The sequence below is a fragment of the Microbulbifer mixtoriginis (SeqCode) genome (assembly GCF_052468275.1).
Genome location: NZ_CP174341.1, coordinates 3323959 through 3338140, shown reverse-complemented (window position 1 = coordinate 3338140; position 14182 = coordinate 3323959). Strand labels below are relative to the sequence as shown.

Below are 14182 nucleotides of genomic sequence, written 5' to 3'. Positions count from 1 at the left end.
TTCCATGGAAGTTTCTCCTGATAATGTTCCCCAGCGGTTTACCGGCGCCGAGGAGTGTATCGATGCTCTGTTACGCAGGGTCGGTAAGAAGATTGTGCTGGGGTTACCCCTTGGATTGGGAAAAGCCAATCACTTTGCCAATGCCCTCTACGCGCGTGCCGCTGCAGATCCTTCTATTTCTCTGACCATTTATACCGCCCTGACCCTTGAGCGACCCAGGGGGGACAGTGATATCACGCGCCGTTTTGTACAGCCTTTACTGGATCGCCTTTACAGTCACTATCAGGATCTTGGTTATGTGACGGCAAGGAGGCAAGGGCAGCTTCCCAATAATATTGAGGTGATAGAGTTTTTTATGGAGCCCGGTGCTTTGCTGGGTAATCGCTATGCTCAGCAACATTATGTCAGTACTAATTATACCGAGGTGCCCGAAGATCTCTTGCGCAATGGGATCAATGTGATCGCGCAAATGGTCTCCCCTTCACCGGCGGGTGGCAAATACAGTTTGAGCTGTAATCCGGATCTGACCCTGCCACTTTTAAAGCTGGCCTCCGATCGCAAAGGGCAATCGCTTTTTTTACTGGGAGAGGTAAATCATCAATTACCTTATATGCCGGGCAGTAGTGAGCTTGCGGAAGGCGCTTTCGATTTTTTGTTAGAAGGTAACCAGTTCAATACTCCATTGTTTGCCGCTCCTGCAATGCCGGTGAGTTTTACCGAATACGCTATCGGTTTTCATATTGCCAGCCTGATCGCTGATGGTGGTACTTTACAAGTGGGTATCGGGGCGCTCGGCGATGCGGTGTGTCATGCCTTGCGCTTGCGTCACAAAGAGAATCCGCTCTTCACTCGCCTGCTGGATGAGTTAGCCGATTCGGAGTCATCCGCATACCGAAAAAACCTCCGCCTACAAAAGACGCCCTTTCAACAGGGACTATATGGTGCCAGTGAAATGGTTCCCCATGGCTTTTTACATCTGCGTAAGGCGGGGGTTTTAATCCGTGAAGTGTTTGCTGATGCGGCACTGCAAGAGTTGCTGGACTCGGATGCGATCACCCATACAGTGAACGAAGAGACTCTGCTTGCTCTGAAAAAGAGAGGGCGTATCCACTGTCCATTAACCCCTGATGACACGGCGTTTTTGCAGCGTTTTGGTATTGTGGATCCAAGTTACAGTTGGCGCGGCCACAAGTTGTTAACACCCGATGGCGAAGAGGAGGAGTGTGACCTGCACAGTGAGCACGGCCGTCGACGATTGATAGGCAGTTGTTTGAACAACAAACTTAAAGGCGGTATCTGGTTGCACGGTGGTTTTTACCTTGGTCCTGAGGTGATGTATCGAGAGTTACGGGATCTAGCCCCCATTGAGCGGGCCGGTATCGATATGACTTCTATCGATTTCACCAACGATCTGCGCGGCCAACAAATACTGAAGCAAGTCCAGCGCAAACACGCACGTTTTGTAAACTCAGCCATGATGGTGACATTGGGCGGGGCCGTTATTTCCGATGCTTTAATGGATAATCAGGTGGTTAGTGGTGTTGGAGGGCAATACAATTTTGTTGCCCAGGCGTTTGCACTGCCTGGGGCCCGCTCCATTATTGCCCTGCCGAGCACACGCGTTCGCGACGGAATATGTGAAAGTAATATTGTCTGGGAATACCCCCACACCACTATACCTCGGCACTTGCGGGATATTGTGGTAACTGAATACGGCGCGGTGGACCTGCGGGGTAAAACAGACCGGGACGTGATGGTTTCCATGCTCAGTATTTGCGATACACGATTTCAGGCAGTGTTGCTGGAACAGGCCAAATATGCAGGCAAAATTGAAAAGGACTTCACTATTCCGGCAGAGTTTAATCGAAATACCCCGGAGCATATTGCCGAGGTCTTTTCCGATGAAAAGTCCCTCGCCATGTTGCCTTACTATCCGCTGGGTACGGACTTTACCGATGAAGAGGGATGGCTGGCTGTCGCACTTCAGCAGTTGAGAGCGGCTGACCGCAGCTGGTGGCGAATGCTGATAACGGTGATCAAGGGGCGTAGAGTGTGGCGGGACAATTCTGATCAGTTCGCGTTTATCCATCGCTGTCTGGAGCGGATGGGTTGTGACCATTCGGATACCTATGAGCACCGCCTGGAGGCCTATGTTATTGCCGCCGCGCTGCATGAATATATTGACCTTCGCCGTCCCCTCTGTGGATAGAGGCCAGTTATTTTTTAGTTTTATGTGGTTGATGTTGCTGGGCCTGAATAGCGGTAAGTGCAATGGTGTAGACAATATCGTCCACCAGGGCACCGCGGGAAAGATCATTCACCGGTTTGCGCAGCCCCTGCAACATAGGCCCAATACTGACTAAGTCCGCACTGCGTTGTACTGCTTTATATGTGGTGTTGCCGGTGTTTAAATCAGGGAAAATAAATACGGTGGCGCGGCCCGCGACTGGGCTCTGTGGCGCTTTCTGCTCAGCCACATTTTTTATCAGCGCCGCATCGTATTGCAGTGGTCCATCAATAATCAGCTTGGGCCTTCTCTGCTTGGCGATTTGTGTAGCTTCACGCACTTTGTCTACGTCTAAGCCGGTTCCTGAGGTGCCGGTGGAGTAACTGATCATTGCTACTCGGGGTTCTATCCCAAAAGCCGCTGCGGAGTCTGCCGACTGGATGGCGATCGCAGCCAATTGGTTGGCGTTGGGGTCTGGGTTGATGGCGCAGTCTCCGTATACCAGTACCTGCTCGGGTAGAAGCATAAAGAAAATTGAGGAGACAAGCTCTTCACCTGGAGCGCTCTTGATCAATTGCAGGGCGGGGCGGATGGTATTGGCGGTAGTGTGAATAGCGCCTGAAACCAGGCCGTCCACTCGGTCTAGGGCCAGCATCATAGTGCCCAAAACGACATTGTCTTGCAGCTGTTCTTTCGCGACCACCTGAGTGAGGCCTTTATTTTTACGAAGAGCTACCATGGGCTCTACATACTCTTCCCTGACATCTTCGGGCTTGATGATTTCTACTTTTTTACTGAGCCTGAGGCCCTGTTGCTCGGCGATTCGCTGGATAGATCCCGGTCTCCCCAGCAGTATCGGTTGTGCAATTCCCCGTTCTGCACAGGCCAGAGCTGCGCGTATAGTGCGGGGTTCTTCCCCCTCTGGAAGCACAATGCGTTTTAGCACCCGGCGGGCCATTTCTGTTAGGTGGTAGCGAAATGCTGGGGGTGACATCCGCCGCGGTCGCTGGGAAACCTGGCTTAGGGATTGCACCCAGTTTCTATCCAAGTGGCTGGCAAAAAAATCCTGTACCCGGTTTACTCGCTCGCGGTCATCTGCGGGGGTGCGCAGGTTAAAGGTTTGTAACTCCATCACGGTATGCCAGGTGTTGGAGCTGACTAACATTACCGGCAGCCCAGTCTCCATGGCCGGTGTGCAAAGTTTGTGTACCCCGCGATCCAGTCGGTAGCCCCCGGTCAGCAGCAAGCAGCCAATTTTTACACCGTTCATTGCTGCCAGGCTGGCTCCTACCATGACATCGGGCCTGTCAGCTGAAGTGACCAGTAGGGCACCTGAATTAAAGCGATGCAGCATATTGGCTAGGGATCGCGAGCAGAAGGTTACGCTGCGCAAACGGCGGCTCTCTAGTTCTCCGCGATTGATCAGTTGTGCATTGAAATGCCGGGCCAGATCCAGCGCCCGGGGGGCCAGCAGCTGCGCATTCCAGGGGATGGCGCCAACGATGCGTAGAGGAATTTTACGATACAGATCCTTTCGGTTGACAGCTTTGGTACAGGGCTCCTGTTGAGCGCCCACCGAGATAAAGTGGCCGCCAGGTGGGTCGGTTATGCGGGGAGGGGCATCCAGCTTATTGATAATGCAGCCTACCACTGGGTTGGATGGGCCCTCACCAAACGGTTGCATCGCATACTGCAGACGCTCTGTAAGCTGGCGAATATCACCTGTGTGCAGGCTGGCAACCAACACCACTTCCGCATCCAGGGTTTTTGCCATCTGGCAGTTCAATTGGTCAGAAAATTGATTCTGCCTTCCAGGTAAAAGTCCCTCTACGACTATTACATCCGCAGTTTGAACGCTGCTGCGGTAGCGGGCCAAAATTTTCTCCAGTAGCTCCGTGGTACCACCTGCGGAGATCATAGTTTCAGCTTCTTGTGCGCTGATTGAACGGGGAATGTCTAGCTTGGTAGTCTGCCGCAATATCTCTGTGGTTCTCTCGATGGCGCCGTCGCGGGAAGGCGCTTCGCTGACAGGTTTGAAAAACTGGGTTTCTACGCGGTTGCGTTCAAGTGCCCGTATTAAGCCCAGGCTTACCGATGTAATACCCACACCCACATCCAGTGGAATCAGCATTAGGGCGCGCGCGTTGTGGGGCATGTTTATAGCGCCCTGTTCGCTAAGCGGATGGTATCTCGAGCAATAACCCAATCTTCACGGGTGGGTATCACAAGGATATCCGGTGTTCCGTCTCTGGATATTTGCCCTTCAGAACCGAAGCGAATGTCTTCATTGCGCTTATTGTCCAGCTGGTAGCCGAGCTGGCTGAGCCAACCTATCGTTTCTCGCCGCACCCAAGATGAGTTTTCGCCAATACCCCCGGTGAATATCAGCGAATCAACGCGCTTTAGTGGCACTGTGTAGGCTGCGATATATTTGGCCAGTCGATAACAAAATAGCTTCAATGCCAAGCTAGCACCGGCATGGCCTTTGCCCATAGCTTCTTCCAGTTCACGACAGTCATTGCTTAGCTCGGATATTCCCAGCAGGCCGCTGTTGCGATTCAGTAACTGTTCGAGTTCCGCTAGGGAATAGTCCAGTGCCTCCCCCAAATGAAGTAATAAACCAGGGTCTAGGTCCCCACAGCGACTGCCCATTACCAGCCCTTCAAGAGGAGTCAGCCCCATACTGGTATCCACGCTCTTTCCGTTTTTAATGGCGCACAGGGAAGCGCCATTGCCGAGGTGAGCGGAGATCACATTGATGTTGTCTGTGGGTGTTTTCAATATTTCGGCGCTGCGCTCACCGATATAGCGATGACTGCTGCCATGCATACCGTAGCGGCGCAGTTGGTGATCCCGATACAAACTGTAGGGCAGTGCATAGAGGTAGGCGTAATCCGGCAAACTCTGGTGGAAGGCGGTATCGAAGACCGCCACCTGCGGCAACTCTGGGAAGGCGAGCAGTGAGGCCTGTATACCTTGCAGGGCTGCAGGGTTGTGTAGTGGCGCCAGTTCACAGCAGGCTCTGATAGCTGATACTACGCTGTCATTGATCAGCGTGGAGTCTGCGAACTGTTCGCCACCATGGACCACCCGATGCCCGATAGCCCGAAGCTGCTCGCGCAACGCTGACCAGGGGCCGTCGAATCGCTTTACCAACGCTCCGATAACACCTTCGTAGTCATCCCCAGGGGAGAGCTTCTGTGTTCCTTCTTTTTCATCGCGCTGCCAAGAGAGTGCTGCTGAGGATGATCCCAGGGCATCGGCTTGGCCTTTTAAGCGTTCCTCACCAGTTTCTGGGTTAATGATGGTGAACTTTAAAGAAGAGCTGCCGCAGTTGATGGTCAGTACAAGTCTTGGGCCAGACATAGGCGGTGCGCACCTTAGCGTGTATACCCTAAGGCTAGCTAATATGGCGCAAAAGTCTTTGAGAAAAGGCAATAAGATTGGGAGCAAAAAAAGGGCCGCGATTGCGGCCCAAGTTCAAAATGCAGAGATAAAAGCGCAGTTTGCATAACTGTTCTTCTTCGGCGGAATCATTGTCCTGGTCAATTTGAACAGGAGAGAATCCCTGAAGAAAAAGGCGGCTTGCGCCGCCTTGAATCTACCTGAAAGGTATAAGAGCGATTTAACCGAACTGGTTCATGGTGTTGTCTTTACCAGCAGCCTTCAGTGCCGCTTCACCAGCAAAGTACTCTTTGTGGTCGTCGCCGATGTCGGAACCAGCCATGTTCTGGTGCTTAACGCAGGCGATACCTTGACGGATCTCTTTACGCTGAACGCCTTTCACGTAGCCCAGCATGCCTTGCTCACCGAAGTACTCTTTGGCCAGGTTGTCGGTAGACAGGGCCGCAGTGTGGTAAGTCGGCAGGGTGATCAGGTGGTGGAAGATACCGGCTTCGCGAGCTGCATCGGCCTGGAAGGTACGGATCTTCTCGTCAGCAGTTGCGGACAGCTCAGTATCGTCGTACTCGGCGCTCATCAGGTTGGCGCGGTCGTAAGCGGATACGTCTTTGCCTTCTTCAGACCATGCATCGAATACCTGCTGGCGGAAGTTCAGGGTCCAGTTGAAGGATGGGCTGTTGTTGTAAACCAGCTTCGCATCGGGAACCACTTTACGGATTTCGTCCATCATGCCGCCGATCTGGCGAACGTGGGGCTTCTCGGTTTCGATCCAAATCAGATCGGCGCCGTTCTGCAGAGAGGTGATGCTGTCCAGGATGCAGCGGGCTTCACCGGTGCCTTTGCGGAACTGGAACAGGTTGGAAGCCAGGCGCTTAGGACGCAGCAGCTTACCTTCGCGGTTGATTACAACGTCACCATTGGCCAAATCAGAAGCTGCGATTTCTTCACAGTCCAGGAAAGCGTTGTACTGGTCGCCCAGATCACCCGGCTCTTTGGTCACGGCGATCTGCTTGGTCAGGCCGGCACCCAGGGAGTCGGTACGGGCAACGATAACACCGTTGTCTACGCCCAGCTCCAGGAATGCGTAGCGAACTGCGCGGATCTTGGCCAGGAAGTCTTCGTGAGGAACGGTGACTTTACCGTCCTGGTGACCACACTGCTTCTCGTCGGAAACCTGGTTCTCGATCTGGATACAGCAAGCACCCGCCTCGATCATCTGCTTAGCCATTAGGTAAGTGGCTTCTGCGTTACCGAAACCGGCGTCGATGTCGGCAATGATCGGCACAACGTGAGTCTTGTGGTTGTCGATCTTGTCTTGAACTGCTTTCTCGGCTTCTTTGTTGCCGGCTTCGCGGGCGGCGTCCAGCTCGCGGAACAGGTCGTTCAGCTCGCGGGCATCGGCCTGGCGCAGGAAGGTATACAGTTCGTTGATCAGGTGCGCAACAGAGGTTTTTTCGTGCATGGACTGGTCGGGCAGAGGACCGAATTCACTGCGCAGAGCGGCGACCATCCAGCCGGACAGGTACAGGTAGCGACGGTCGGTATTGCCTTCGAAGTGCTTCTTAATAGAAATCATCTTCTGTTGGCCGATGAAACCGTGCCAGCAGCCCAGGGATTGGGTGTACTTGGAGCTGTCTTTGTCGTAGTTCTCCATGTCAGCGCGCATGATATTGGCAGTGTATTTGGCAATATCCAGGCCGTTTTTGAATTTGTTCTGGGCGCGCATACGGGCAACAGATTCGGGATTGATAGCGTCCCAAGTGCCGCTTTTGCTGTCACGGAGCTTAGCTACCGCTTCGATGTCTTGAGTGTAAGTGGACATGACAGTGTTTCCTTAAAACGGTGACTGCGATTAGGTGTTGAGTATCTTAGGAGGAGTGGCATAATTTGCCTAATTTATTGATTTTATTTTCACTATCGATCTGGCAAATGTTGTATGCAACTGGAAAGAGCTGACCTGAACCTGCTGGTATACCTGGATGTGCTGCTGCGCGAGCGCAATGTGACACGAGCGGCCAACTACCTAGGGCTGTCCCAACCCGCAATGAGCAATGGCCTGAAACGCCTGCGCGAACTCTTTGACGACCCTCTGCTGGTACGCACTCGAGAGGGCATGATGCCCACGGAGCGTGCCCTAGAACTACAGCCTATGGTTCGTGAAGCGCTATCCAGCATCGACCGTGTGATTCAGCCCAATCGGGATTTTGATCCCGCCAACACCCGGCGTACCTTTCGCATTATGGCCAGTGACTATGCCGAATCCACGTTGATCCCGCCCCTGCTTAAGCAGCTGAGGGATGGTGCTCCAGGAATCAGCCTGGATATCATGACGCCCAGCGATGTGAGCTTTGTCGATGTGGAGCAGGGTAAGGTGGATATGGTAATTAACCGTTTCGATAGTATGCCCCAGAGCTTCCACCAAGCTACCGTATGGCGCGACAGTTTCTCTTGCATGATGCGAGCGGATAACCCAATTCTCGAAGACTACAATCTGCAGAGTTACTTAAAGGCTCAGCATATATGGGTGAGCAAGACCGGCATGGGTGTGGGGGTAGGAGTAAACCCAGAGGATGTGCAACGCTTGGGCTGGGTAGATGAGGCTATTGGCAAATTGGGGGAAAAGCGGGATATCTCGGTTTTCACACGCCACTACCAAGTGGCTATGCTGTTGGCCGAGCAGAGTGACCTGATTGTCACTGTGCCCACCCGTCTGGCACAGCTTGCCAGCGACAATCCCAGAGTCGTGCGCAGGGATCCGCCGTTGGATATCCCTCCTCTTGAGCTAAAAATGGCTTGGAGCCCACTTTTACAGCAGAGCGCACCGCACCGCTGGTTACGGCGCCTGATCCTGGATATTGGTCGGGCTCTATGAGTGACCCCTTAGTAAGGAATCATGCGCCCTGCGGGTGAATATACAGTTCTCTTGGCAGTGAATCATGCGTCACCCATTTTCATAAAAATTTGATCTATGAATAGTGGAAATTGTGTCTATAAATTAGCGGTATGCTGAAATGGCTGTTTAGAATGCCGTAATTCCAACAATCAGTGAGAGGCCCAGGGTATGACGGAACGAGTCCAAATCGGTGATCTACAAATCGCACCAGAGCTTTACAACCTGGTCTGCGAGGAGGTGATTCCAGGAACCGGGGTCGATGCCGATAAGTTCTGGGCTGGACTCGATGCGATTGTCCGCGACCTGGCGCCAGTCAATCGCTCCCTGCTGGAAAAACGCGACGAATTACAGGAAACCCTGGATCGCTGGTACACCGAAAATCCGCAGGGCTTCCTCGATCTGGAAGGCTACCAGACCTTTCTGAAAGAAATTGGCTACTTGGTGGATGAGCCCGCTGAGTTCAGTGCTTCCACTGAGAATGTGGATGAGGAGATCGCCACTCTCGCCGGTCCTCAGCTAGTGGTCCCGGTGATGAACGCCCGCTATGCACTGAATGCCGCAAATGCCCGCTGGGGCAGCCTTTACGATGCCCTCTACGGCACTGATGTGATCAGCGAAGAAGGTGGAGCGGAAAAGGGCAGTGAGTACAATCCGGTGCGCGGAGCCAAAGTGATTGAATATGCGCGCAGCTTCCTAGATCAGTCTGCTCCATTAACCTGCGGCAGTCATAAAGAAGCCGTGCAATATCGTATTAACGGCTCTCTGCTGGAAGTTGTCCAAGCCAATGGCGATATTGCCACCTTGAAAGACGGCACTCAGTTTGCCGGTTACCGCGGTGACAGCGAAGAACCCTCGAGTATTTTGCTCAAGCAGCACGGCCTGCACTTTGAAATTCAGGTGGATCGTGAAAGCCCTATCGGTAAAACCGATGACGCGGGTATTAAAGACGTCCTTATGGAATCTGCATTGACCACCATTATGGACTGTGAGGACTCCGTAGCGGCAGTCGATGCGGAAGACAAGGTTGTGGTTTACCGCAACTGGCTCGGCCTGATGAGAGGTGACCTCAAGGAAACCATCAATAAAGGCGGCAAGACTTTTGAGCGCAAATTAAATGTCGACCGTGAATATATTACACCGAATGGTAATCAGCTAACCCTGCCGGGTCGCAGTTTGATGTTTGTGCGCAATGTTGGCCACCTGATGACCAACGATGCTGTTTTATATGGTGACGGCCAGGAAATTCCGGAAGGTATTCTCGACGGAATGATTACCAGCCTGATCGCTCTACATGATCTACGCGGCAATAACGAGATCAAGAACTCTCGTGAAGGAAGCATCTACATCGTAAAGCCGAAGATGCATGGCCCGGAAGAGGTGGCTTTTGCCAACACGTTGTTTAATCGTATTGAGGATGCCCTCGGCCTACCGCGCCACACGGTGAAAATGGGTATTATGGATGAGGAGCGGCGTACCACGGTAAACCTCAAAGCCTGCATTGCCGAAGCCAAAGAGCGCGTGGTCTTTATCAACACCGGCTTCCTGGATCGCACAGGAGATGAAATTCATACCTCTATGCTTGCCGGCCCCATGATTCGCAAGGGAGATATGAAGCAGTCCACTTGGATCAACGCCTACGAAGAGTGGAATGTGGATGTGGGTCTCAATAGCGGTCTCAAGGGTAGGGCGCAGATTGGTAAAGGTATGTGGCCGATTCCAGATCAGATGTCAGCGATGATGCACGCCAAGCTCGCACATCCAATGGCTGGTGCGAATACTGCTTGGGTACCATCGCCCACGGCGGCAACTTTACATGCACTGCACTACCACAAGGTCGATGTGAACCGTCGACAGGAAGAGATTCAGCACCGCCATCACGCCAAGCTGGAAGATATTCTCACCGTACCGGTGGCCAAAGACACTAATTGGAATACTAAAGAGATTCAATTGGAGTTGGATAACAATGCTCAGGGCATTCTCGGCTATGTGGTGCGCTGGGTTGAGCAGGGGGTAGGTTGCTCCAAGGTGCCGGATATTAATGATGTCGGTCTGATGGAAGATCGCGCCACCTTGCGAATTTCTTCACAGCATATTGCCAACTGGCTCAAGCATAACATTGTTAGCGAGAAGCAAGTGCGCGAAACCATGGAGCGTATGGCTGCAGTTGTGGACCGCCAAAATGCCGGTGATGCCAATTACAACAATATGGCTCCAAATTTCGATAGAAGTGTTGCCTTCCAGGCCGCTTGTGAGCTCGTATTTGAAGGTTGTGTACAACCAAACGGCTACACTGAGCCGGTTCTACATCGTCGCAGGCGTGAGTTTAAGGCTTTGAATGGTTGATTTCTGAGCTGGATTGTTTCTTAAAGGCCCCTCAAGGGGCCTTTTTTATTGGGTCTGTGGAGTATCATTTAGCATGCCCAACAGTAGATAGTAATTAATATTCGGATAGAATTCCGCGCCTGAAGCTGATAAGTGACATGGCTTTGCTGTTGAACAGTAAAGGATGGGGAGTGTTGTCATAGTGACCTCCTCCTATTTAGTCACTCTGGCTGTACAAAGTGCCGCCTTACTAGCCACCGCAAATACTCGAATTGATAGATTGTTGGCGCCACTGAGGCAGTCGTCCAAGCTGTTTGTATCATTTAATTTCGGCCGCTTACAGAGGGAGTAAAGTATGGCCCATCTCCCCATTCTTTGACTTAGCAGGTATTCAATTTTCAAAGTGTATGGTTATGACACGATGGCGCGCAATCAAGTGAAGTAAATGTTAAGTAGGCAAATGCTGGGCTGATTGCTTTAGGGTACCTCTCTAACCAATCCTGATTTTATTAAGCGCTTAAAGAAAGGTATACCGCTCAATAAATTTGATAATACAATTTTCCTTAGGGGATAAAAAGCCTATACAAATTATCTCTTTGCCTATGCCCAAACTACAGGCTATAAAAAGAGACTGACGGAAAATCATAGACTGTGAGACGAGCTTTTAAATACTAACTTCATTTTTTCGTTTATAACTTATGTCGTATGTTGGGATATAAGTTTTCAGTGATCCTCGCTGACGTTCATACTTTATTGGCACTTTAAAATACGCTTTGTGCGTGCTGTATCTATAAGTGTATCCCTGATTTAGTTGCTTTCTTATATGCCATACTTCCTCCTGCCAACCTAAAAATTACATGCCTTGTAATCATTAGGATGTCAAAAGCTTGTCGCTTTATCGTGAAAATACTCGGAGATAACATTGTACCTGTCTCGCAATGCGAAAGAGTCAATAAAAATTGCGCTGGCTTTGGTAATTGTTTATGCCATTGCAATGGGTATCAATTGGGAAAAACCTTTTTGGGGTGCATTTGCCGTTATTGTGTGTAGTCAGGCAAACTTGGGGCAGTCGTTAAATCGTGCCATTTTGTGGATGCTGGGCACTCTGTTTGCACTTCTAGGCGGCTGGATAATCGTCGCATCATTCCCTCAAGATCGATGGCTTTTTATGATTGCGCTATCGGTATGGGTTGCGGGCTGCGTTTATATCCTGCAAAGGTCAAAGCGTCAGTATTTTTGGATGACCTGTGGCTACGTTATTTTGATGTTATGGGATGCGACCGGTGGTGATTTATCCCTTTCTTATGAGGAAGGGATATTCCGTATTCAAGAATCTTTACTGGGTATTATTGTATATGGGCTTGTAGCTGTTTTGATCTGGCCAAATTGTAGCCGCGAAGAACTGCATGAAGCAGCGGTTTCCCTGCTAGATATGCATCGTGCTTTTGCAAATAGATGTTTTTTAAGAATTCAAGATCGAAAGAAAGTTAAAGTCCTTAGAGATAAGCGAGTTGAACTGTTAAGGGCAGATACACGCTTGCGTACAGCTATTAATGATGCCAGTTCTGATAGTTATGAAATCTGGGAGTGCCGTAGGCAGTGGAAGGCATTTGGTCATCGTACAACAGCGGTAACACAGTCACTACTTAAATTAGAAGAGAGTTTGGCCCTATCCAGTGATTTGGGAATTATGAAGTTTCTTTTGAATATGAATGACTATTTGGAAGTTATGAGAGGGCGATTTAAGAGAGTTAGATTTGCCATTGCTGAAGATGAGGTGGCTGGAGATGCTCGGGAGAGGGTGGTTAGGGGGGACGTTGAAAAAGTAAAAAAGGAGCTGTCAACTCCAGAGACTGCCGCAATAGCTGTAACCAGGCGTTCTTTGAATGATTTGGAGGTGGAAACCCGGGCACTAATTAATGCTGTAAATGATTTAAAAAGCCTGGAATTTTCCAGTTCGAGTACTTCAAGTGAACGTGAAGAATACTGGTTTGGATTGTTAATGCCTGATCCTGATAGGCTGGCTAATGTGGTTCGCGTACTAGTGGGGATCTGGATATCTTATTTAGCTTATTTATTTGTTCCAGATATGATAGGCGGGCTGCTTGTTGTACTTTTAATTACAATTATAGCAATCATAGCATCTGTAAGTCCACAAATTAACTTGTTTAAATCTTGCATATATACAATTCTCGTATGCTTGATGTCCGCACCTCTTTACTTTTTAGTTATGCCAAAATTGCAAGGCTTTTATTCGTTGGGTTTAATGGTGTTTTTCTGGACTTTTACTATTTCCTATTTTGCGAATCGAATGTTTGGTGCGCAGTCAATGATAAGAACCTTGGCTCTCCTCTTTCCGCAAATTATTTTCAATTTCAATAATTATCAGACTTATAGTTTTGTCGTTTATACAAATTATATATTTGTGTTGGCGATTATTTTTTGCATACTGGCGGTATCTAGAAATATCCCGATTTCTTCTCATCCTGAAAGAAATTTCAAAAAAAATGTGAATCGACTACTTGATAGTGCTGCGCGTTTGGTAGTTGAAGGCGATTTGCCGGCCTTAACAAGACGCTCAATATTTCATCGCCTTTATGTTTTATATCATTTAAATATCGTTGTGATTTCGCATGAGAAGATCCTTTACTGGAAAGAAGGTATTGATGTCAATAATGTTAAAGGTATGTCGAGGGATCAAATGCGAAGGGTAATTGATTTACTTATGCTGATTGCTAATCAGGTTAAGATTTTGCATGGAATTGATCACTCAAAAATGAAACTTGTTGCAACCAATAGTATGCTGCGCGAGGTGTTTATCTGGAGATCTCTCGTAGGAAAAATATTGTTTTACTTGTCAGGGGAACAGCGAAATATAAACATCAAGTCTTTACGAAGAGGTTATAGGCGTATATTTGATAGAGTAAATGTGGATGTTGGAGGGCTGATGGAGCTCTGGGAAAATGATGAGGAGACTGCAAAGGGGGTTTCCAACTTTTTGTACTTTTTGGGTGTTACCCACTGTATTAGCAATTACCTCGATGAGTTTTATAAATTATCAGAGTCCGTAGATTGGAAATATTTTTGTGAAGAAAGATGTTTATGATTCAAATGGGTTAATGTATGGAAAAGATACCTCATGATGTATCAGTGGGAGGTTTTTTTATTTCTCCAGTTCTAGTTGCGGGGGTACTTGGGGTGCTCGCGGCATTACTTACTGCAAGACTCCTGGATCGTTACCGCCTTTCTAGATACTTTGCAAACCCGCCAGTAGTAATTATATCGTTGAGCATTATCTATTCAGTCTTTATTGGGTCAGTATTTGTGGGTATTTAAGG

The 14182-nt window shown here is 49.7% G+C and carries 8 protein-coding genes; 5 read left to right on the top strand and 3 right to left on the bottom strand.

Going from position 1 to position 14182, the window contains the following annotated elements:
- The first annotated feature begins 4 nt into the window (after positions 1–4).
- On the top strand, positions 5–2209 hold the full coding sequence (locus ACJJIC_RS14445; protein WP_444909481.1) for an acetyl-CoA hydrolase/transferase C-terminal domain-containing protein: 2205 nt from the start codon (positions 5–7) through the stop codon (positions 2207–2209).
- A gap of 7 nt (positions 2210–2216) precedes the next feature.
- Here the strand turns inward: ACJJIC_RS14445 and pta are convergent, their stop codons facing one another.
- The 3 genes from pta to ACJJIC_RS14430 form a co-directional block, all read right to left on the bottom strand.
- Positions 2217–4382 (bottom strand): phosphate acetyltransferase, encoded by a 2166-nt coding sequence (gene pta, locus ACJJIC_RS14440; protein ID WP_444909482.1) that lies wholly within the window; start codon positions 4380–4382, stop codon positions 2217–2219.
- A 2-nt stretch (positions 4383–4384) separates the two neighbouring features.
- Positions 4385–5593: an acetate kinase gene (locus ACJJIC_RS14435; protein WP_444909483.1), complete on the bottom strand. Its 1209-nt coding sequence runs from the start codon at positions 5591–5593 to the stop codon at positions 4385–4387.
- 259 nt (positions 5594–5852) lie between these two features.
- Positions 5853–7451, bottom strand: a complete 1599-nt coding sequence (locus ACJJIC_RS14430; protein ID WP_444909484.1) for an isocitrate lyase — start codon at positions 7449–7451, stop codon at positions 5853–5855.
- Between the two features lie 114 nt (positions 7452–7565).
- On the opposite strand from ACJJIC_RS14430, the gene ACJJIC_RS14425 reads away from it, so the two are divergent.
- The 4 genes from ACJJIC_RS14425 (at position 7566) to ACJJIC_RS14410 (ending at position 14180) form a co-directional block, all read left to right on the top strand.
- On the top strand, positions 7566–8501 hold the full coding sequence (locus ACJJIC_RS14425) for a LysR family transcriptional regulator (protein WP_252081803.1): 936 nt from the start codon (positions 7566–7568) through the stop codon (positions 8499–8501).
- A 189-nt stretch (positions 8502–8690) separates the two neighbouring features.
- Positions 8691–10865 carry a malate synthase G gene (locus tag ACJJIC_RS14420; RefSeq protein WP_444909485.1) on the top strand — a complete coding sequence of 725 codons (2175 nt, stop codon included), beginning with the start codon at positions 8691–8693 and terminating at the stop codon, positions 10863–10865.
- A 901-nt stretch (positions 10866–11766) separates the two neighbouring features.
- Positions 11767–13950, top strand: coding sequence for an FUSC family protein (locus tag ACJJIC_RS14415; RefSeq protein ID WP_445357257.1), 2184 nt, complete (start codon positions 11767–11769; stop codon positions 13948–13950).
- A gap of 17 nt (positions 13951–13967) precedes the next feature.
- Positions 13968–14180: a DUF1656 domain-containing protein gene (locus ACJJIC_RS14410; protein ID WP_353505426.1), complete on the top strand. Its 213-nt coding sequence runs from the start codon at positions 13968–13970 to the stop codon at positions 14178–14180.
- Positions 14181–14182 lie beyond the last annotated feature (2 nt).